This is a genomic window from Legionella maioricensis (assembly GCF_023618015.1).
Lineage (GTDB): Bacteria > Pseudomonadota > Gammaproteobacteria > Legionellales > Legionellaceae > Legionella > Legionella maioricensis.
The window spans coordinates 1-21,514 of the sequence record NZ_JAJKBJ010000016.1; the positions used below are offsets into that span (position 1 = coordinate 1).

Here is a 21,514-nt window from a genome sequence, read left to right on the forward strand (position 1 = left end):
AAATTAATCAACAAAATGGGTGTGTTGTATATGTTTTTCAACAATAGTGTTTATGTTAAAAAGCCAGAATTGAAAATTGATGCCATGAAGTACTTTCTATCAGATATTTTAAAAGTTTATGTAACTGATCAAAAAATTATTGATCAATATACTAATCGTGGAGATAAGTTAAATACAGTTTCAGATTATGCTTTACTTGTGCGATTCTTAATAACTGATCAATTTTCTTCTCGTGCTAAGATAGCGAAAGGCATAGAAATTGCCAAATTGCTTTCGATGTATGATATCAAACAGGGTGGTATGGCGTTCTATTTGCTGGCAATTCATGTTATTGGGCGAGATGATGTATCCCAACATGACATTGATTTTGCTAAAGAATTAGTTAAGAAATCGATTGAAATTTGCTCGGATCTGAAAAGTGATTGTGATATTGTTGAGCAAATGATTAGTCAAACAAAAGCAAAAATATAATAACTTTCAGTAGCTGAACAACCGAATGAGGCAGGCTTGTAGCCTGCTCATGCAATATGGCAGTGTTAGCAAGAGTAGGCTGGGCTGAAAAGCCCAGCAGCATATTGAATATCATTGAAAAACCAGTTATAAAAAGCCAAAATGGAATTATAGAAGACCAACCTGATGCGTTACCGTAGAGTACTGGTGTCCAACGCCACTTATTTTTTTACAGTAAATCTGCAAAATAGAAAAAGTAATTTGCTCGTTCGCAGAATAGATGCTTTAAGATTCGCTTTTAGAAAAATTCAACAGAGACATCCCTTTTATATAGACGCAATTGTCATTCTACCTGATCATTTCCATATGATTATGACCTTACCTGAAGGCGACTTGAATTACTCTACTCGTGTAAGTTTAATAAAAGCTACATTTTCCAGGCAAATTAATTCTGTTGAAACAATATCTCCATCTCGGAAAAATAAACGTGAACGTGGAGGTACTGGGAGCACATCATCAGAAACTCAACAGATTATGAACGTCATGTCGATTATATCCATTTCAACCCAGTCAAGCATGGTTATGCGCTTAACCCTTGTGATTGGAAATACTCGAGTATTCATCGTTTTATCAATCAGGATATTATAAAAAGAGATTGGGGCTGTAATGATGCTTTTGGATTATTGAGATTTGGGGAATAAGGGACGCTGGGCTTTACAGCCCAGCCTACGGTTGCTAATCCTCTCTTATAAAGGATTAAGGTTGTGCGCTGTCTATGTCTAATGGAACAGTGGGTGGGGTTCGTTTATTCTCTTCTTCATCAGCACCACCAAAAAACGTTACTTTACTGGCAAAGTGAATTTTTTTTACCTTGGCTACTTCATTAAAATTCGCTTCATCCAGTGTATCAATATCTTTAGACCATACTTGAATGTTTTTAATTGTCAAAAATTCTGGAGGAATTTTATCAGCTAATTGACTAAGTTTTTCATAGACTGGAGGGCTAATACTGTTGCTTTCCATTAACTCATTTAAAAGTTGCAGATTAACCTCTTTAAATAGCCCTGGAATGTCTTGTGTGAAGAGTGTATTTTTATCAGTGTTACTATCTACTTCACGATATTCTATATTTAAATAGCTGGCTACTTTAGCTGTTTCTTCAATAGTGAGCGTATTGAAAAAACTAATTGCTTCGTCAGTATGGTAATGAGCAGGCAAGTTACTAACAATTTCCCTAACTTCTAGATTTGCTATTTTATTTAACTGTTCGTCCATTTCGAAAGAAATCAATTCCCCAGATTTCAGTGATCTAAAAGAATATTCATCTAATTCACACATTCTTTTTAGTTTATTTGTAAAACTTTGAACTTCTTTTTGTAAACTACTGCGAAACCAATTGGATTCTGCAGATATTTCTCTATCAATTCGCTCCAAAGTGGCAATTGATTGGAGAAGTTTTTCAAGAACTTCATTTTTAGACTTGCTGTTTAAAAGAGAATTAATTTCTTGAGCGACTTTTACTAACTCATCGCATTGGGTGATTCGCAGATCATTTCGAGAGCCTTTGTACCACTGCCAGGATCGCTGGGCATTATAAATATTCACCGTTTGCAATAAACCATCGGCAACTTTATTTAATTCCAATTCCAGAAGTGGTTTATCAGAGTGTTTTGACCAGGTAATAGCACTTAAATGTTCTCTATTTACATTACTACGAGAGAGAAGTTTTATAAGATCTTCTTGCTCTTCGGGTAAGATACTGGCTGACATTGATATTTCGGCTGCAATATTTGGCCAGTTACGATTATAGGAAATATAGGTTTGCGTTTCGAGAGAAAGCATGGAATAGTTGGGCGTGCCGCTAGAGGATTTTTCTATTAAATAAGCTACTAACTCTTTTGGTTTATTCTCCGAGAGTAACTTCATCACTTCTTCTCGAAATTTCCCTATTCTTTCATATCCTTCGCTAACGATTTCATTTATGTGGTTTAACCGAGTGGGGTTTTCGCTTTTCAGCGCTTCTGAATACGTTTCAAAATCACCTAAGGAGTACTTTCCACGAGTTTGTAACTTAAAGAAATCTAAAAAATGACAAGAGATTCTTGAAAGATGAGAAAAAACATTTCCTTTAATACCTGTATCCATAACAAGAAACTCGTCAAAATGCGGAGATTCTTTAATAACAGTATAGTGTTGGGTAAATTTATCAGTAATTTCGGCCTGTTGGGTCTCGCTTAATGGCGCTTGCAGTCCAAGATCCCTGTGGTGCTGGTTGACATAGTTATAAACAATCTGCTCTATATTCGGTGCATTAGCGACAATGCCTTGTTTGACTAGGTTACCAATTTCAGTAGCGTAGGGATCTTTATCAAAAAAACGACCAAAATTATTTTTTGATAAGTCGTATTTTCTGCAGTAAATATTGATTTCAGCCAATAAATACTGAACCCTTATTGCCATTCTTTGTGCTAATTGCTCTCGACTGGTTACTTTATCTGATGAATCATAAAAAACGCTAGTATTAGTTTCACCCAAGAATTTCTGTTGAATGGCTGGATTATCCCAAATACCTTCTTGCACCTTGCTTACAATTAGAGTATTAATCCAATCTTTGATGGATGCATCTTTATCAATACCCATACTTTCTAAATAATTTAAATCAATATCGAAACCGTAATGATCTTTATCCATTGATTCTATTGTTTCGTCAACTTTTCTAATTTCCTTGAGAATGAGTTTTTTTAATTGGTCCAATCTTAGTGCCTGTTCTTCCGGTGGCACATTCATGTCTTTGTGTTCAAAAGCATTCATTACTGTTTCTATAATCTGTTCTTTAGCTGATTTTCTATCACTCAAAAGCGAGGTACCATCTTCTGGGAGAAACGCTGATCGTAAACGAGTTCCCAAGCCACTCGAAAGCACAGCAGATCCGAACAGATTAAATGCAGATCTGTTTCTTTTGATACTAAATATGGGATCTTCAAGACGAGTAAAAGGATCAGGGGTCAGAGGGGCAAGTCTCACGGCAAAAGCATTTTTCGCAGATTTAATTATTTTATGGATACTTGAGGGCAACTCTGGGATTCCGCTGTCTTGTAACTGGGAAATATCTCTGTCGTAGTTATTTTTTACTTCCCCAATTAGAACAATATATTTGTTGATTTGTTCAAGTCTTTGTATTTTCTCTTTCATTAGATCATGATATGCATAGCGGGAAATACCTTTTTGCTTCTTGATGTCTGCTATGTCATCTTCTAAATATTTTTTATAATCGAGAAGTTGATCTTCAGCGGACTTATCAGCCTGGTAACCGTGAAAAAATATTTTTAATTCCATTGATGCCATACAGGTATTATCCAGGCCAATCTCTTCTCCACCAACAATAGGTAACATCAAATGAATTTTGTTATTTTTATCGATATAAAGATAATCGAATCGTGCTGGTTCTTTGAAAGCGATAGTTTTAGTCATTTTAATAACCAATGTTGAATCACCTATAACAAGTTTAATATAAAAAGATCTAAATGGTCAATAAATTAACATCTTGTTGCTAATTATTATCTTGGTAATTGAATTAATATTCTGTTTTCGAGTTAATAAAACTTCTGGGCAATGCTTAATATTGGGCGCTGGGCTTTACAGCCCAGCCTACGGGTGCTGGATCCCCGCGGCTTTATGGGCTGTATATTCCCTCTCGCAATATAATACAGATATAAAAATTCGCGAATATAATAAACACAGAAAATAGCAAGCGTAGGCTGGGCTGAAAAGCCCAGCAAATCATCTGATGAATGGTTAATAGTTGAATTAAGATTCTGTTTTCGAGTTAATAAAATTTCTAGGCATGCTTAAGATTGGACGCTGGGCTTTACAGCCCAGCCTACGCTTGCTACGCTTGTTATAAATCAGTCAGTGAAAATTAATGACTATTAATCACAAGGGTGTAAATGTTAGCTAATCCTATTATCTGTGGAAGATACAGGCATTATAAAAACGAAAAATTATATGAAGTCATTGGCCAAGCGCGTCATAGTGAAACAGATGAAGAGATGATAGTGTATAGAGCACTTTATCATTGTGATCAATTTGGGGATAATCAACTTTGGGTTCGTCCTATGCGAATGTTTTTTGAGAATGTCCTTCATCATGGAAAAACAGTTCCTCGATTTCAACGGATAGAATAGAAATAAATGGCAAAGATTGTTTCTTATTACTTAGATATTCGTCTCTTAAAACGGAAACAGGCTGATTGCCTTTCTAATCAAGAATGCAAAACCTGAAACGTTAATTTATAGTTTTCAAGACTCCTAAATCGGTAAACATGCGTTGTATAACAAACATCAAATGAATACAATGAGATGAAAATATATTAATGATAGAGTTCAAATGCGTTTACTTTTGGCTATATTCTTGCCGTTTTCAGTATTTTTCACCATTGGTCGCCCAATAGCTGGAATTTTTTGTTTGATATTACAAATAACTCTTATTGGCTGGATCCCCGCGGCTTTATGGGCTGTATATTCCCTCTCGCAATATAATACAGATATAAAAATTCGCGAATATAATAAACACAGAAAATAGCAAGTGTAGGCTGGGCTGAAAAGCCCAGCAAATCATCTGATGAATGATTAATAGTTGAATTAAGATTCTGTTTTCGAGTTAATAAAATTTCTGGGCAATGCTTAAGGCTGGATGCTGGGCTTTACAGCCCAGCCTACGGGTGCTGGATTCCCGCGGCTTTATGGGCTGTATATTCTCTCTCGCAATATAATACAGATATAAAAATACGTGAATATAATAAATACAGAAATAGCAAGCGTAGGCTGGGCTGAAAAGACCAGCAAATCATCTGATGAATGATTAATAGTTGAATTAAGATTCTGTTTTCGAGTTAATAAAATTTCTGGGCAATGCTTAAGGCTGGACGCTGGGCTTTACAGCCCAGCCTACGGGTGCCACTCTTCATCGTTAATACTAATAAAATCAATTGGTTACAATATGTTCCTTTTTCAAAAACAGGAGCTTTACCTGATTTATCATCAGCAATACCGCACTCTTTAAGTATTGTCTATATTTCAGAGCCTCAAGTTATGAAACAAGAAGAATTAAAAATGCATGGCTCAATTTTTTTATTTTTAAATAAGTTCATTGAAAATAAATACGGCTCTGCAGGCTGGTTAAAATTATGCAAAACGGCTGATATACTCAATCCCTCTTATGAAATGCCCGAAAAAAATGACGAGAGAGTACAAATAAGAGTGGAATTTAAGTAATTACCCCCAAATATAAGCCGCGTCTTACAACTCATTATCACCTATTGAAGATGAAGTGTCGGGCCAAGGTCACACATAAGTCTTTTTAAATACGGCACGCCTGGTTGCTTTTATCTCATTTGTGTTTATGTTCCGTGGCTTGTCTGCGGGGGCTGTTTTTGTGTCGATCTTCTGGATCCCGCGGCCGCGGGGCGTCGGAGGAGCCGGGCCGGGTTTTCAGAAATATGTTTAAGATTCAGTTGCTTGCAACCAGGTTACCCCTGCTGTGTTGTCTTGAATATAGTTTTTTTAAAAGCCCCATACTAAATTTTCTAAATCCTTCAAGCTTCTTACTCTATCCTGCCAATTGGGAATTCTTATCTGCACGTTCAAATTACTGTATTGATGGAGCAGCATTAATGCCGTTAATTGATGACTCAACTTGTTGGTCAACTCTTGTGGCAGATAACCATATGCCAGTAAAAATGTATGCAGCAATTGTTTGTCGCCTTGGATCAGAAAAGCACCGGGGCCAAGCAAATCATATTGTGGCAAACCGAGCATTGCATCGCCAAAATCAATCAATCCACTGATATGCCACACACCATCTACTTGCTTAACTAAAAAATTCATAGGGGTATATTCTCCCGTTAAGAGAACAGTTTTTTTTATCTCTGGTAATATCTCTCTTATTGAATCAAGGTAAGCCGGAAGCTGCTGTAGTAAGGCCGTTGCGAGTTCTTTCTTTTGATGATTTTCTATGCAATACGCTATTTGTTTCTCAATAAATTGTGGCCAATAACAATCAATAGCCTCAAGTCCATTTGTCGGTAAGGTCTGTACTTCTCGAATAAGCGCTCCTAACTCACGAAGAATGACCATTTTATTGTTGTGTGCCATGGTTTCCCAAAGGACCTCTAAAAGTGTTCCTTCAAGTTTACTGATGATAAGATAGGGCCAACCAAATATCTCTCCCTCATACTCAAGCGCAGGAGTTTTTATCGAAAGCTTTCCCTCCACATGCTTTAATACTAATCGCTCATTTTCAAATTGGTTTTGATGAAATGGTGGAAAAATTTTAATGACTTTACTATCCCCATATGAAAAGACTATATTTGTCCCTTCGGAGAAAAGCATTAATGAGGCTTCTGGTAATTGGTGCTTACGAATAATTGCTTTAGCCAGATCTTCTTCAATACGCTGTTTATGTTGTTCATAGTTTTCGAAGGTATGAATAGTTGAGAGAGTTTGCTTTAAAGTGGTGTTATTCATCAATTTAATTCTGATATCTAATGTTAATTTATTTTACTATTTTTGGGGACAGCCGTGAAATTTTTATTGAAGCATTCGGGGGTTAATTAAATTACTTGCTTTATCTATTAGGTAATGGTGGAACTCCTGGTTGTAAGCAACCAGGTTTCTCGTTTATTTAAATCTATTGTTGGGTCTAGCGACTTATCTACTTCAGGCCCCAAAAAAATCATTGGCATCTATTTATAATTCTGGTTCAAATCTAATACTTCCTTCTGTTTCACTTTTTTTTAAGGTAGTCGCCTTGAATTTATCGATATGCTTATTTTTTCCATCAAACCATATACAGTTGATTGCATTACCTTCAATAGATTCTACCGTCATCAAATCGCCGCCGGATTTAAGCTCGACCTGATCTCCTACGCTAAATTGCTCTTCCATGGATTTCTTTCCTCATAAGATAAGCCTTTTGAATTATAGTAGAATAATGGCAATTTTAGGCTGTTGGAATAATAAAGCTCGTTCACGGGTGTAATTTCTTCACTGGGTAGATAGTTTCACACTAAACTTTTAGGAATATATGAAGATAAAAAATATTATGGTTATCGTTCTTATTATATTTAATTGGGGGTGTGCCCCTGGAGGGGAAAATCACAATAAAGCTTCATCGGTAACCGGATTTGAAGAATATAAGAATGTTGATTTTTCCAATTTATGGGAAAAAGATCGCTCATTTCAAGCTTTAGAAAGAGGCATTAGCGCTATTCTGGATGGAATATTGAGTTCATCGACTAATGAGAGGCATTTAAGTAAAAAACAGGCGAAACTTCTGGAAGAGTATGTGCGTCAAAATAGATTATTTTGTCAAAAAGGTTTTGACCATCTGTGGATGAGGCAATTGAAGAGGAATTTGGATTTGTTAGAAAAAACTGAAAATAACCGGATCGCATTTACGGTAAGTAAAAAAATGCAGGAATTATTTTCCGGGCGTCGATGCTAAGCATTAAACACGTTGAAATAACACATCATTTATAAATAATTCCATGAATTTATATTCAAGCAGCGGTAACAGTAACCGCAACAAAGAGAACATATATTTTTTTTATCAAGGAGGTATAAACATCGTTTTTTACCCATCATGGTGATTATAATGACAGTATTGGCTTTTTGTGGACCTATAGGGAGTGATTTGAAAGCGATTAGCGAACAATGTTTTTCCTTATTAACTAAAGAATGTACCTTGCTTGATAGTTCTGAACATACTTCAGGGGCACTATTATTCGCTATTGAGAGCGCTCCTGGTGATGTTATTGTTTTTGGACCAGAGATTTTCTTGGATGAAAAGCTACGTTTAAAATGTGATATCAAGGTGTTTCTGGAGCTGGATGCTGATTTGTGCTTGAGTAAACATTTGAGATTAGTTCAGGCCAATAAACTGAATGTTAATGAACATATTGAATATTATTTGAATAATATTCAGCCTTTGAATGATGAAATAAGAGTATCTGCCCAATTTGCCGATTTGCGGCGTCCCCAAGCGAGCTCAAATGAGGCATTAGTTGGTTTGCTTATTAATGCGCAAGAAAAAACCATCAGTGAACTCAAAAAAAATTGTAATGAATTTTTGCCTCGAGATGTGTTCTGGAATTCTGCAAATCATCAGCAAAAAACTGGCTCTGGCAAATCCAGCACTGTCTCCCCTGGTTCTACTCAAGTACTATTTGTATAGTTGGGTGGTAATCTATTCAGGTAAGAAACGTCGGGCCATGGGCCCGACTTACTAAAATGCAAGGCAATGAGCCTGGCATGTAGTCGTCAGACTAATCTGGGGAGTTAGATAGAGGGACTTTTAGCGTTTTCCATTTCGCTATCACTATCATTTTTTACGTCAAGCTTTGTTTTCTTTATTCTTGCTGCGGGAATTACTTTATCATCTATAAACAACGTACGACCAATCCAACCTCTCTGAGCTTTTTCATTCTCGTTAAGATCCCAGTGAAAAAAGCAGTTAGAAGAAACCTGTGGGCGATCTGCTGATTTTGGGGAGGGCTTTACTTCTGTTTTTCCATTTTTGTTAAGATCCCAGTGAAAAATGGAGTTAGAAGAAGTCAGTGGCCTGGTTGATGAGTCTTTCGAGGGCTTTACTTTTGTTTGAGTTTGATTGGAAGAAGATGAAGCCGGTGCTAATTCGTTTTCTCTTTTTCTTTTCTTATGCTCAGAATCATCACTTGCTAATCCACTATTGGATGGTGATGAATTTTCTTGTTTTATCGCTAATGGTCCCAGTAAGTCACTATAATCCAGTAGAAGGTCAAGGGGAGAATTAGTGTCGAGCTGACTAAATGCTTGATCGATTTCACAAAATTGGGCAGGGGTCATAAAAATGTACTCTCAAAAAAAATGCAAAGACTTAACTTTGCATTAATAAATGCTGCATTGTAGCTTAAAGATTAAATTTGATCTACAAGTGGCCAGTTGATTTTAAGGAAAAGAAGATTCAGTTTACACAAGGAGGCTTAAGGGTTAAATCCATGTAATTATTAAATGTAGGTTGGGCCGTTGAGTCTTGGGCCCAACCTACAATGATTTAGAAATCAAATCCAGGTATTCATCAGATTGCGGCTGTCGTGTCACTTCGGCGCGTTGCTACTTGAGACATGCGTGACAGTTCTGATAAGGACTGATCTATGGTTTCAATGATGAAATTAATTTCTTCCCGATTGATTGTCAAAGGTGGGGCTATACGGAAGACGTTACCCCACTGTCCTCCTTTGCCAACCAACAGTCCTTTGTCTTTACAAAGATCCATTAATTGAAATGCTTCATCAGAGGCCGGTGTTTTGGTTTGTTGATTTTTTACTAATTCAATGCCTAAAAGCAAACCACGACCGCGAACATCGCCGATGAGGGGATATTTCTTTTGCAGCTGTTGCAAACCATCTTTTAGTAGCTCTCCCATGATTCGCGCATTTTCAACAAGTTGTTCTTCTTTAATAATTTCCAGAGTCAGCTTGGCCTGGATCATTTGTAGTGGATCACCAGCAAAAGTATTAAAATACGTTTTGCCGGCCATTGTTTCGGCGATGTCATTTTTCATCAATACCGCCCCAACTGGAGCGCCGTTACCAAAGCCTTTAGCCATGGTTACCATGTCTGCATCGATGTTCAGGGTTTTGGTGAGTAAGAGATCACCGCCGCCACGTCCGGCTCCGGTTTGTACTTCGTCACTGATGTATTTACCGCCGTAATTATGAACAATATGAGCGACCTCATCGAAATAGGCATCGGGAGGGGTAATAAAACCGCCAACACCCATCACCGGTTCCAGTATAAAAGCCGCTATTTTGCCATGGGTCGAATTTTGAATGGTTGTTTCGACATTTTTTGCGCATTCCAGATCGCAGCTTTCAGGTTTTTGTTTAAATGGGCAGCGGTAGCAGTAGGGTTCAAGGGCAGAGGTTACCCCTGTAACTGGCTGACCTTTGAATCGCCAGATCGAGTGGCCGCATGAGGCCAGAGCAGCAGAAGTACCACCATGGTAGGAGTGACGTACATTCACCACCATAGTTTCTCCAGTCGCGTGACGGGCTGCCATTATGGCCAGTTCGTTGGCCTCAGAACCGGAATTAGTAAAGGAGACTCTGTTCATATTATTAGGAGCTTCTTCAAGCAGCTGCTCTGCCGTATCGATGGGGGCCTGATTCAAATAAAGAAGACTTGTATGTTGGATTACATCCTTTTCTATCGCTTCAATAAGCGCTTTTTTGATTTTAGGATGATTGTGTCCGGCCGAGATGCAAACAATTCCGCCTATGGCATCAAAGTAACGTTTTCCTTCAGAGTCCCATACATAAGTGCCTTGAGCCTTGGTCAGTTGAATGGGTTCTTTATGATAAAATCCAGCGGTGGGTAAAAAGTGTTTCTTTCTGAAATTAATAAGCTCTTCGTTGGAGCGTGGTTGTACTTGATCGTGGTTCTCATTCATGAGGGTTTTTTCCTTTTATGTTGATGTAGATTTGAGCTTGTAAATAAAGTACTTTTAAAGGCTCTGTTTGCTTTAAATCCTTGTTGATTTCCTGTGAGCCTTGCATTTTTTTTCAATGTATCTCGAATACCATATTCATTAGAATTCATCTCTTTATTATTCTCCTATTTTTTTATTGTCCTAAAACTGCATTGGAGAGACGCATCTAAGAAAGTATGGACGCCATAGTCTTTAACGAACTGACATAAACTTTCAAATATTCTATTAAAAGGTCGGTATAATCTTGAATAGGTAAGATGAATACATCCTATGTATTTCTTGGAAATGATGTACGGGGTGTTAATACATAGAATAATTTTTGGAGGCCCCGGCTTATAGCTTTCGCTCTCACCCGGGCTACTTATTCTGTTCTTATCCTTCATCCATTCTATTATTCGACAGAGTAAATAACCCCGTTTTGTGCTCCTTCGACACTTTTACTATAAGCCCGGGCGACACGACTGGCTGGCACTGCTTCAAAGCCACGGAAATAAGGGCCATAGTCAGCTAATGATTCCAATAGAACCGTAGGGCTTACCGCGTTAATTCGAATATTGTCAGGCATTTCAATAGCGGCACTTTTTACAAAAGAATCAATAGCGCCATTGACCATGGAGGCAGAGGAGCCATAGCGGATTGGGTCATGGCTTAAAATCCCGCTGGTTAAGGTAAATGAACCGCCTTTATTGATATAGTTCAGGCCAAGTAACACCAAATTAACTTGTCCCATGAGTTTGCTGTTCAGACCGATTTGATATTGCTCTGGTGTAAATTCATTCAAGGCTCCGAAATGGACTGTGCCTGTTGCTGAGACCAGTGCGTCGAATGAGCCAATCTCACGGTAGAGTGTTTCAATTGAATCGCGATTGGTAATATCTACTTGAAAATCGCCACTGGTGTTTCCCACCAAAATAAGGGTATGACGCGGTGCTAACTCCTTAGCAATGGCCTTTCCTATTGTTCCTGTGCCACCAACGAGAATAATCTTCATGTTCATTTCCTTTTGTCAGAGATTTCGTCTTTAAATTAGTAAAAAAATATACCTTAAAATTAATAATATAAAAAGGACGTTACTATCTACAAAGAAAGCCTGGAATGAGAAAACACTCATTTACAGACGCTAATCTGTGATTATTGCGCCAAAAAAATTTCGACGTTATTAACGTTCGGCTATCACCTTTGATCTGAATTAAATTAAATCACCATGTGTTTTATTTGCTATCATTAAGGCAATGAACATTGAAATTATCCTAAATTCCAGAGGAGAAGTTCATGTTAAAAATATATCTCTCAATATTCATCCTAATTTTAGCGGGATGCACTACTACTCAAGCTAAAAAAGAGGCAGAGCCCATTTGTTTTAAACCATCCTGTGCAACAAAAGCGGAAGACTTTTTTCCTCCAATTTATATTTCAACTCAAAATAAAGTTTTTCAGGAGATGAATTAAAAACGAGATTCAGGGCTTCTTCACTTGCAAAGGATAATGAGCAGGGACAATAAATCTTTTTCAGTTATTCAGTTTGGAGGGGGTTAATCCTGAAAAAGTTTTAAATTCATGAATAAGATGAGCTTGATCATAATAATTGCTGCTTTCCATAACCGCTTCCCAACCCATCCCTTTTCTTAAGTGCATTAAAGTATTCTGAAATCGCTTGATGAGCAGAAATTTTTTCGGGCTGAGACCAACAAGATCCTTAAAGCGTCTTTCCAGTGTTCTATCCGTGTATCCTAAATCTTTTGCCAGATGATGAACGCTGTCAGGAGCACTGAGATCCATTATTCGTTTCATCTGGGTAATAAAGCATTTATCAAAGCTTTTAGCTGTATTGGTAACTAAACCACTAAAGAACATTTCAAGCGTAGGTACAATTTCTGCCTGGGTATGAACGGATAAAAGGCGTTCCTCAAGCATGTTTTGAAGGCTTTGGCCAAAAATATCAGACAAATTGAGTGATTGATTAGTAAACGAGCTGGCAGATTCATTAAACAGAAGAGGAATGGCCCAAGGATAAAATTTGATTAAAAGGGTTCTCGTATTAGCGGTTGAACATTGGAACTCTTTATATGTGGTTTGCAGTCCACTAATACCACAACGAGCTAATTTTATTTGTTCACTCTTCTGGAGTAGTGATAAAGAACCCGAATATTGAAAACCCATGACCACATAAAAATCAGGCATTACTCTATAGGGTTGGATGCTTTTTTGTTCCTCTTTAGTGTCAATCTCAATGCTCTTTATAAGCGAAGACAATACAGGATTTAAAATTTCGGATAAAGATAATAATTGCATCAGAGATTCTTCAATTAAACATAATCTATAGAGAAAATTTTCATACGCATTATAGTATACAGGACGGTCAATAAATTGGCCAATTAAGACCTATTTAGCATCCCTTTAATTCAAGGTCTATGCCGGAATCTCCAACGCAAGGATTCTTACTTCTGTCTCCGTTTCATTGTCGTATTTTTACAATACGATTCATGAAAATTATCGCATTATTGATTTCTGATTTAAATTTCTAAACACGATGGAGAAATGACGTGAAGCAAAGTAATCAATTCATAAGTGCCAGTTACCCCTTTCAATCTCAGTTTGTTAAGGTTAAGGGCGCTAATTTACATTACATTGAAGAGGGGACAGGTAAGCCCATTCTTTTCATTCATGGTATGCCCTCTTCATCCTACATATGGCGAAATATTATTCCACACCTGAGTTCCTATGGGCGATGTATTGCACTTGATCTCATTGGTCATGGAAAATCGGACTCGCCCGACATAGAGTTTCGTGTTGAGGAGCATTTGGCGTATTTGACCGAGTTTATTGAGCGACTTAATTTAAAGGATATTTTAATTGTGGGCCACAGCTGGGGGGCCTCACTGGGCATCGCTTATGCAAAAGAGCATGAAAAGAACATTAGAGGTTTATGTTATTTAGAACCCATGTTAGGGGCATGGAAACATTGGGAGGATTTTAATCCAAATGCGTCTGAAGCTCAGGAAGTATTTAAGAAATTTCGTTCAGCTGAAGGATGGGATCTCATTGTTAATCAGAATATGTTTATGGAACAAATTTTTGTTAATGCATCAATGCGGCAACTTTCTCCGGAAGAGAAAGCAAACTATATCAATCCATTTAGCTCAATTGAAAGACGAAGAGCTGCCTGGAAAGCCCCTCAGGAATTACCTATAGAAAATACTCCAGCAGACGTTGTCTCTCTTATTGATGATAGTTTTTCCTGGCTGAAAAAAACGACTATCCCGCAACTATTTTTTTATACTGAGCCAGCGGCATTTTTCACCAAAGAAACTGTTGAAAAATACGTGCAGCAAGCGCGATCTGTAACACCCTATTGCTTGGGTAAAGGGGTTTATAATCACGCTGAAGATTATCCTCATGAGATTGGTTCCATTCTCGCCGCATGGCTTATTAATAATTATTCTTTAGGAGCAGATACACCGAAATTCAGTTTTTACACGACCATCCATAAGGCCATTAGAAAAGTCTTGTTTGATACATGTTTTATGGCTGGACAGACCGATTTTTCTGATAAGAATGAGGCAATCACATTTAGCGAAAAATTTTCTGGATTAATGAGTTTACTAAATAATCATGCGTTGCATGAAGAAACTTATATTCATCCCCTCCTGGATGAAAAAGAGATATTTACTTCGGTTGATGAGGAGCATGCTCAATTAGAGGAAGAGCTCCAAAGGCTGGAGCAAATGTTACGAATAGCGTGTGAAAATGAAGATCAGTCTGTTTGTTATGAATTGGGCAATCATTTTTATCTTGCATTCAATGAGTTTGTTCATCGCTATTTACATCATTTGTTCGAGGAGGAAACAAAAATTATGCCTGCTTTGCGAGAGGCCTATCCTCTTTCCACCTTGCTGTCTGTTATGGATAAATTTAAAAAATCACAGTCGGCAGAGGAGGTGATCCAATCAATGGGTTTAATTTTTGCTGCGATCAATATGAAAGAGGCTCTATTTATGTTGAATAGTATTCGGCAATCAGCACCTCAAGAAGTATTTGCAAAAATCCATGCACTTTTGAAACAAGTGATGCCCCAAATGAGATGGCAGCAACTTGAGACGCAACTTAGCAGTATTTCTTCTTAGGGATTGTAAGAACATCAGAACGTTGGGATTATCAGGAATTGCTGGGCAGGTTTACTAATGCCTGTTGGGAGCAAAACCCTGCTGCGGATTTTCGCGGCAGGGCTGCTCCACATGGCTAAGAAATCACGCAGGCGGTCTATAATCTTCCTTTTGGCTTTGAATCGGGCTGTTCAAGCGCTTTACAAGATCGGGAAGGTCGATATTTGTTCTTACGTTATGAAGGGTAGTTAACGCTCGTAAATCGTGCTCCGCGACCGAGCTCCCCACGAACTTGTTCCCCGCACCACCGAGGGGCCCACTAGAAATAGCACATTTCGAACCCAAGTCAACTACCGTGTCATCCCACACTTGTTTTTCATTTTTAGCTACGTCATTAAACACCAGGGTGCGTGTTAGCTTTGCCTTGGTAAAGTTGGGGTTATTCCAAAACGATTCTTCCGGGTCGCAATAATGATGACGAAAATGAGCGGTCAAGAGATTTTGGAGAAGTCCTACATCCTTGCACCAATGAAACTCCCGTTCTTTCCATGCCCAGCTTTCATAGTTTGTAACATACTGACTTAATCCGCCCATAAGCGATTGCACGCTAAACTGTTTTTCAAAATGTAGCTTACCATCTACTTCATAAACAACCCCGTGCTCCATCAGCTCTTTGTATTGGCGCTGCAATTCGGCTCTTATCTTTTCCCCTTCTTCGTTTTCGGGAAGACAATCAAGCATCATGTTGCACATGTAGAACACATCACCTGCCCATACTGCATGTTGAAATACGGTGATGCCCTTGCAGTCTCCTTTATTAATAGCGGGGCAAACATTAGAAATGTCTTTTAATGGGGCGTAGGTATAAAAAAATTCAGGATAGCTTTCTAATATAAGCTTCATCTTGTCTTGTTCACCAAATCCGGCCAATTTAAAGAGTGCATGTTGTACCAAAGGCTGAATAGCGGAGCGTAAATCAGGACGTATAGCCAGTAGCTTGACCAACATCTCAAGCTTACCTGTCGCCATGTATTGTACCAATTTAGTTTTTATGCGGTTATCTTGAATTTCACCAAGGCCAAACATGCGACTACTCAAAGCAAAACTGCTGCGCGATGGTTCCTCGTTTATATAGTTGGAAATTTCAGCCTTAGTATCTGGAGCTAAATCTTTTATACTATAATCTATCTTCTCTTGTGTCATAGCTTAATCTCAATATAGTTAGGTGCAATATTATACGTAATATATAATAATCGATCAATAATCGTTAGGCATGATCCACATTTTGAAGCTCCTTCGTTTTACTCTGAATGACGTTTTTAATAGCAGGAGGGCTGAGGAGAGGTGTGACTAAAACTTCTAAGCATGGCTATGAGTCTTCACCCGGGCAACAATTATAAATATTGGGTAAAGTCTGGGGTTTGTCAGTAAGATGATTGTTCCGTTTAAAGAGCGATCACATCGGTTTGCGATGGGATCGAATAGATGCCCATGGTATTGGTATCATTTGATAAAGTAACCGTCATCCCCAGATTATTAGCAGGCAAGCCATTTAACAGAACATTAAATGCACCGGTTAAGGGGGTGACTAAAAGCATGAAGGTTCCGGAGATAACTCCCCCCATAGTACCGGCCTGATCTCCATTGGATTCGGGAATAATAGTTCCTGTATTACAACTGGGGGATGAATTGATTAATACATCGACAACAAAGTCTACACACATCAACCAGGTCCCAATATTCATAAAAGGATTCGGCACTCCTCGAGGGGGCATCTTACAAATATCAATAGGTCCAGGAGTTAATACCTCCCCACCGGTCATGCATGCCATGGTCATCGTTATTTACCCCAGTTGAATTTGTTTTGCGGCAATCTTGGCATCACCTTCTGCATAAATTTCAATTTCATCGCAGTCTATGCGGTAATGATGTTTTACTATCGTTCTTAAGCGTCCGAGCAATTGATGTTCTAATTCTTCTATCCATTGATAGACACGTATTGCCTGAGTATTAATTGTATCGCTAAAGGTTTGTATGCGGTGACATATCATTTGCAGTGATTGATATGAGAACTTTAATTCATCGCCGCTAAATTGAGCATTTTTTATTGCAAAGATCCCTTGTTCTCCATCAATATGGTGGGAGGGGGCATCTGAATGAATGGTATCATCGGCTATCAGTCGGATAGTCTGAGCATTCACTTTTAAACAATTATTTTCACTCACCAGACTAACATTTTGGCCTAATTTAATAGAGAGCTCCGCTGTTTTATGGCGGTGAATAATCGATAAAATATAATAATCATTTACTTCTTTAAAGAGTAATACTTCATCATCCACTATGGGGGTGAGCAAACAGGAAAAAGCCAGTTGTGCTTTTATCAGTTGACCTTGAAAAATAAGGTGATAATGATGGTCAGAAATGAACTTGATTTTCCCTTTTAACAACTCTCCTTTATTCGATGTCATGGTAACGTCCGGCTCAAGCATCATGTACTCCTTCTTTGTATGACCATTGTTCCGCTTGCAATAATTCTATATTTGTTTTCAATGCCTTATCAAGATCGACCTGATCCCAGTTGACTCGAACTTCAGTCACGTGATGCAGCGAAGCGAGATTTAATAAGGCATGGGTAAAATTGCAATCGGTTAAATAACTGTTATTGAATTTTGCATAACTCAGGTTTGTTTTAATTAGTGAGCTTTTATTTATTTCCGACTCTTCAAATAATGCCTGGGTTAAATTTGCAAAATCAAAAAGACAATTTATTATTTTTGACTGGCTAAAATTAGATTGCGCTAAATGACAATGAGAAAAATCAATGCTGTCTAGGTGGGTGTTCTGAAGAACCGCTGGAGAGAAATCCATGCCTTTAAACGTGCTTTGTTTTATTATGGCTTTGAATAAATTAATGTGTTTTATTTCTGCTGCTACAGAAAAATCGACGTCTTGAATTTTTGTCTGAATAAATAAACTTCTGTGCAGGTTACAATGGGTAAATTGAATGTTACGGAATTCGCTGGAGTCAAAATTCGCAGCGGTCAAGTTAACCTTTTCAAAGAACACAGAAAAAAAAGTGCTGTTTTTTGCGGTTATTTTTTCCATATTACTATTAATAAAGAGGCTGTCTGATAAATCACATTTGGACAGATTCACTCGAGTAAGATTGCAGTTTCTGAACTCACTTTTTTTAAGATCATGACCCAGTAATTTGCTGTTTGAGAAACTCGACTCTGTCGCGTGGATTTGGATGGTTCCTTTATTAGAATTTAAAACAGCAGCAGTCCAATTGGTCTTATGGCTTATTAATTGAGTTATCGTGTTGGAAATGAACGTGCATAACCGCATGGTGCATGATTCAAAAGTCACTTGATCCAAGCGACATTGTTCAAAAACACTGGCTGTTAAGGTGACATTTTTGAAGACAACGTTTTTAAATTCGACTTCTAAAAACGCAGCACGCAAAAATTGCACATTTTCAATGGTGATGGACTCCAGGCAAACCTGCTTAATTTGCTCTCTGCGTGACAGTTTTGTGATTAACTCTTCAACATTCATGATGTTTCTTCCTGATTTAGCGCAATGTTTTTCGTCAGGCAATCTATTATTTTTTCATTCTCCCTCAGGCAGTTTGTGAAGGGGATACTGTATAAATTACAATGATTAAATTCGTTGTTTTTAAAAGCAGTTCCGTAAAAAATTCCTTGGAAAAAATTGATATCCTGAAAGAGGCAGGAGTCTATTTTGCAGGTGACAAAGCGGAGTTTTTTAGCGTTGCATTGACTGAAAATGGATTGGCTCCAGGTGCAATTAATAATCTGAGAGGCCTCCATTTCAGAATGGTTAATCGTTATTTGTTTATAATGGCCGCCCAATAGCGCTAAATTGCTCAGATTACAAGACTCAAAATGGGTGGCTGATATATTGGTCTGCTCATTGCCGCGCAATTTTATTATCCTGCATTTGATAAACTTGCTTTCGGTTACATTGGCATTGAGGAGATTTAAACCGGGCAGGGAGCAGTTGTTAAAAGTACAATCAGCAAGATTAGCTCCTTTACAGCTTAATCGGTCAAAATTGCTATCAGACACCGTTAAATGATCAAGAATACATTGGTTTAGGGAAAGATTAGGTGCGACTAGGTTGTTACCCGTTATGACGGATAATCGGGTGGAGTCAAAGCGGGTGTGGGATAAATCGGCTTTTGCCCAATTTATATTACTCCAACTCCCATGAAGCACAGTGGCAAATTGCAATCTGGCATCAGAGAAATTACACGAGTCGAAGGTACTTTCGCTAATGTTAAGAAAATTAGCTTTGAGTGCCATAAACACGCTTTCAATCAATTGACAGTTTTTAATTTGGGCGTAGTTTAAAAAGGTTTTTGAAAAATTACATTGACTGCCGGAGCATCCATCAAATACCACGTAATGGGCATGACATTCTTTAAAATCAGTTTGATTTAATGATGAGTTTTTTATTAAGGCATTGGATAAATTGGCCTGCTCCAACAGGGTTTCTGATAAATTGGTATGAATAAATGTGGCCGTTGATAAATCGGCATGGTTTAATCGGGTACGAGATAAATTGCACTCACTTAAATTGCAGCCTGACAGATTTATTCCCGATAAGTCTAAATCGGATAGATCGAGTCCCGCCAAATTCTCATTGGCAAAATGTTTCCCCTGTTGATAACCATTTAAAATGTCTTCTCGTGAAAATTTTGAAGGTTCCGCTGCTCTTTTACGAAACTGATATCGACGGCTTTCTTGATCCAACTGATCTAATTTTTGTTTCAGTTGATCTAATTTATTTAATTTCGTGGATTTTTCGGATTCAGAGTGAGAGCCATTGATAATTTGTTCTTTAAGAAAATCCAATTGTGGCAGATGATTAGGGGGTGTATTTTTAGGTGGATAAGATTCATTGGCCAACACGTTAAGACCACTGGGTGAGGGCATCGCTTGATTGTGCTTTTCATAATGTTTCGCTACGTCCAGCAATGTTTCCTCTGGCGTTTTTCCTTTGAATTGTTTTTGTGCTTCGAGCTGTTCAGGATCTTGAGTCGGGTGAAAAGATTTCACAATGTCATGAAACATGGTATCGATATTTATCTTTGTTCCAGTATTTGTTTCTGTTCCCGCTTTAGTTTTGAACGCAGCTTCTGCTTTGATTGCCTCTTCTTTTTTCCTGCTCTCCTCAACCTTGTTTTCTGGGGGAGTGCGCATTTTAATGTAATAGGTTAAGTCTTTTTTTGTTTCCGCTAGAGGTTCACTCACGCTATAGATAAAATCAATGTCTTTTGCGCTGATGTCTTGGGTATCGATTAGGCCATGCCAGATAAGAATTCCTTTTTCTTCCTCTGGAAGTAACCATACAGTATCCAAGTTCAAAGCTAACTCGTTCAGACTCTCAGTACTGGTAACGCGTTTAAAAAAACAGCGCACCCGTATACCAGGAAGCTGGCCCTGGATAATGGGTTTGACAGGATGCATGTTGGTACAGGAAAATCCTTCATCGCCATTAAAATAGTGTTCTCTTTGCTGATCACTTTCGGCAAGGTTAAAATAAAGCCAATTAATATCTGCTGGATAATAAGGGCTTTCATTTAAGAGCCAATCATTGTCAAAAGTTCCCAATTTATCGAGTTGATACTTGCAGGTAGGCGAATGGGGTAACAATAAAGCGGGAGGAGGGACATCTGTGGGTTGTCTCATCAGCTGCGTTGGTAATTCAATGTTAGGTACTTTTAATTCGCTGAAGATACCGCTTGCTGTAAATCCCTGCCCGTCTGGATTGATAGCATGTGTTTTCCCCCCATAAGCCTTATTTAAAGTAATGGGGATGTTGCTAAAACAACTGGGGCGGGATAATTGATAGCCTGAGCCAACTTCTGACCAAACCCGGTCTCCATAGACATTCAGTTGTTTTTGCATGCCATCAAGGGTCACTTTGACCATACTTTGACTGGTTGTGCCGTCGTAACTGTAACAGGAACCTTTGACAAAAAATTCCGCCCTTTTTTTGGGCATGTATAAGTCAATAAAGTCCCCTTGATTAGAGTCAAAGTTCTTTTTAGCAACCCGCCAAAACTCAGCATAGCTTAAGAATTCCTCTTTTTTTGCAAAAGAGAACATCGTCATGATGGTAATGGCTAATTGAGATTGGCCTTGATGGTGGTAGTTAAACGTGATGACCGAGTGGGTTTTATCTCTAAATATCTTCATCTTTGAAGAATAGTCCTAATGCTGCCAATTAACTTACACAGTTGTTGGCAATATGATACATGTTGAAATTGATGTCAATCGTATCTGCTTGCCTCGATTATTATCGTCTAATGACTTAGGACATGGGGATAAACTTCCTTGACAGAAACAAGAGTCTTTCGTTATTGTCTTGATTATTATTAATTTATATTCAAGCACTTCCCCTTC

21 protein-coding genes are annotated in these 21,514 nt (G+C 38.1%); 9 read left to right on the top strand and 12 right to left on the bottom strand.

What is annotated here, in order from left to right; genetic code table 11:
• Together LOX96_RS12355 and LOX96_RS12360 are read left to right on the top strand one after the other, a co-directional pair.
• Positions 1 to 471, top strand: a 471-nt coding sequence (locus LOX96_RS12355) for a hypothetical protein (RefSeq protein WP_250456370.1), incomplete at its 5' end; no start/stop codon positions are given.
• Between the two features lie 165 nt (positions 472 to 636).
• Complete coding sequence (locus LOX96_RS12360) at positions 637 to 1,098, top strand: REP-associated tyrosine transposase (RefSeq protein WP_250424778.1); 462 nt, start codon at positions 637 to 639, stop codon at positions 1,096 to 1,098.
• 108 nt (positions 1,099 to 1,206) lie between these two features.
• Here LOX96_RS12360 and LOX96_RS12365 read toward each other — a convergent pair whose 3' ends face one another.
• Complete coding sequence (locus LOX96_RS12365) at positions 1,207 to 3,921, bottom strand: protein SdcA (RefSeq protein ID WP_250424776.1); 2,715 nt, start codon at positions 3,919 to 3,921, stop codon at positions 1,207 to 1,209.
• 476 nt (positions 3,922 to 4,397) lie between these two features.
• On the opposite strand from LOX96_RS12365, the gene LOX96_RS12370 reads away from it, so the two are divergent.
• The 3 genes from LOX96_RS12370 to LOX96_RS12380 all read left to right on the top strand — a co-directional run bounded on the left by LOX96_RS12370 (position 4,398) and on the right by LOX96_RS12380 (position 5,723).
• Complete coding sequence (locus LOX96_RS12370; protein ID WP_250424774.1) at positions 4,398 to 4,634, top strand: DUF1653 domain-containing protein; 237 nt, start codon at positions 4,398 to 4,400, stop codon at positions 4,632 to 4,634.
• Positions 4,635 to 4,836: 202 nt separating this feature from the next.
• A complete protein-coding gene (locus LOX96_RS12375) occupies positions 4,837 to 5,031 on the top strand; it encodes a YqaE/Pmp3 family membrane protein (protein WP_250456371.1) in 195 nt (64 codons plus the stop codon).
• Positions 5,032 to 5,360: 329 nt separating this feature from the next.
• A complete protein-coding gene (locus LOX96_RS12380; protein ID WP_250422798.1) occupies positions 5,361 to 5,723 on the top strand; it encodes a hypothetical protein in 363 nt (120 codons plus the stop codon).
• A 288-nt stretch (positions 5,724 to 6,011) separates the two neighbouring features.
• Here LOX96_RS12380 and LOX96_RS12385 read toward each other — a convergent pair whose 3' ends face one another.
• Positions 6,012 to 6,974: an aminoglycoside phosphotransferase family protein gene (locus LOX96_RS12385; protein WP_250422796.1), complete on the bottom strand. Its 963-nt coding sequence runs from the start codon at positions 6,972 to 6,974 to the stop codon at positions 6,012 to 6,014.
• A gap of 222 nt (positions 6,975 to 7,196) precedes the next feature.
• Positions 7,197 to 7,394 carry a YodC family protein gene (locus LOX96_RS12390; protein WP_250422794.1) on the bottom strand — a complete coding sequence of 66 codons (198 nt, stop codon included), beginning with the start codon at positions 7,392 to 7,394 and terminating at the stop codon, positions 7,197 to 7,199.
• A 139-nt stretch (positions 7,395 to 7,533) separates the two neighbouring features.
• Between LOX96_RS12390 and LOX96_RS12395 the strand changes: the two genes are divergently transcribed.
• Complete coding sequence (locus LOX96_RS12395) at positions 7,534 to 7,953, top strand: hypothetical protein (RefSeq protein ID WP_250422793.1); 420 nt, start codon at positions 7,534 to 7,536, stop codon at positions 7,951 to 7,953.
• A gap of 150 nt (positions 7,954 to 8,103) precedes the next feature.
• Positions 8,104 to 8,682 carry a nucleoside/nucleotide kinase family protein gene (locus LOX96_RS12400; RefSeq protein ID WP_250422791.1) on the top strand — a complete coding sequence of 193 codons (579 nt, stop codon included), beginning with the start codon at positions 8,104 to 8,106 and terminating at the stop codon, positions 8,680 to 8,682.
• Positions 8,683 to 8,786: 104 nt separating this feature from the next.
• On the opposite strand, the gene LOX96_RS12405 is transcribed toward LOX96_RS12400, so the two are convergent.
• The 3 genes from LOX96_RS12405 to LOX96_RS12415 form a co-directional block, all read right to left on the bottom strand.
• Positions 8,787 to 9,332 (bottom strand): hypothetical protein, encoded by a 546-nt coding sequence (locus tag LOX96_RS12405; protein WP_250422789.1) that lies wholly within the window; start codon positions 9,330 to 9,332, stop codon positions 8,787 to 8,789.
• A gap of 232 nt (positions 9,333 to 9,564) precedes the next feature.
• The gene (locus LOX96_RS12410) at positions 9,565 to 10,938 is read right to left on the bottom strand and encodes an aspartate aminotransferase family protein (RefSeq protein WP_250422787.1); all 1,374 of its coding nucleotides are present in this window, start codon (positions 10,936 to 10,938) and stop codon (positions 9,565 to 9,567) included.
• A 430-nt stretch (positions 10,939 to 11,368) separates the two neighbouring features.
• Positions 11,369 to 11,968 carry a short chain dehydrogenase gene (locus LOX96_RS12415; protein WP_250422785.1) on the bottom strand — a complete coding sequence of 200 codons (600 nt, stop codon included), beginning with the start codon at positions 11,966 to 11,968 and terminating at the stop codon, positions 11,369 to 11,371.
• Between the two features lie 281 nt (positions 11,969 to 12,249).
• Between LOX96_RS12415 and LOX96_RS12420 the strand changes: the two genes are divergently transcribed.
• Positions 12,250 to 12,426, top strand: a complete 177-nt coding sequence (locus LOX96_RS12420) for a hypothetical protein (RefSeq protein WP_250422783.1) — start codon at positions 12,250 to 12,252, stop codon at positions 12,424 to 12,426.
• Between the two features lie 60 nt (positions 12,427 to 12,486).
• Here LOX96_RS12420 and LOX96_RS12425 read toward each other — a convergent pair whose 3' ends face one another.
• Complete coding sequence (locus LOX96_RS12425; protein WP_250422781.1) at positions 12,487 to 13,269, bottom strand: helix-turn-helix domain-containing protein; 783 nt, start codon at positions 13,267 to 13,269, stop codon at positions 12,487 to 12,489.
• Positions 13,270 to 13,520: 251 nt separating this feature from the next.
• On the opposite strand from LOX96_RS12425, the gene LOX96_RS12430 reads away from it, so the two are divergent.
• Positions 13,521 to 15,101, top strand: a complete 1,581-nt coding sequence (locus LOX96_RS12430) for a haloalkane dehalogenase (protein WP_250422779.1) — start codon at positions 13,521 to 13,523, stop codon at positions 15,099 to 15,101.
• 123 nt (positions 15,102 to 15,224) lie between these two features.
• Here the strand turns inward: LOX96_RS12430 and LOX96_RS12435 are convergent, their stop codons facing one another.
• The 5 genes from LOX96_RS12435 to LOX96_RS12455 form a co-directional block, all read right to left on the bottom strand.
• Entirely contained in the window at positions 15,225 to 16,283 is a 1,059-nt protein-coding gene (locus LOX96_RS12435) for a hypothetical protein (protein WP_250422776.1), read from the bottom strand.
• 242 nt (positions 16,284 to 16,525) lie between these two features.
• Complete coding sequence (locus tag LOX96_RS12440) at positions 16,526 to 16,918, bottom strand: PAAR-like domain-containing protein (RefSeq protein ID WP_250422774.1); 393 nt, start codon at positions 16,916 to 16,918, stop codon at positions 16,526 to 16,528.
• Between the two features lie 6 nt (positions 16,919 to 16,924).
• Entirely contained in the window at positions 16,925 to 17,572 is a 648-nt protein-coding gene (locus LOX96_RS12445) for a DUF3540 domain-containing protein (RefSeq protein ID WP_250422772.1), read from the bottom strand.
• Positions 17,562 to 18,638: a pentapeptide repeat-containing protein gene (locus LOX96_RS12450; RefSeq protein ID WP_250422770.1), complete on the bottom strand. Its 1,077-nt coding sequence runs from the start codon at positions 18,636 to 18,638 to the stop codon at positions 17,562 to 17,564. Before LOX96_RS12450 ends, LOX96_RS12445 begins: the two co-directional genes overlap by 11 nt.
• Complete coding sequence (locus LOX96_RS12455; protein ID WP_250422767.1) at positions 18,635 to 21,307, bottom strand: DUF2169 family type VI secretion system accessory protein; 2,673 nt, start codon at positions 21,305 to 21,307, stop codon at positions 18,635 to 18,637. Before LOX96_RS12455 ends, LOX96_RS12450 begins: the two co-directional genes overlap by 4 nt.
• Positions 21,308 to 21,514: the final 207 nt, after the last annotated feature.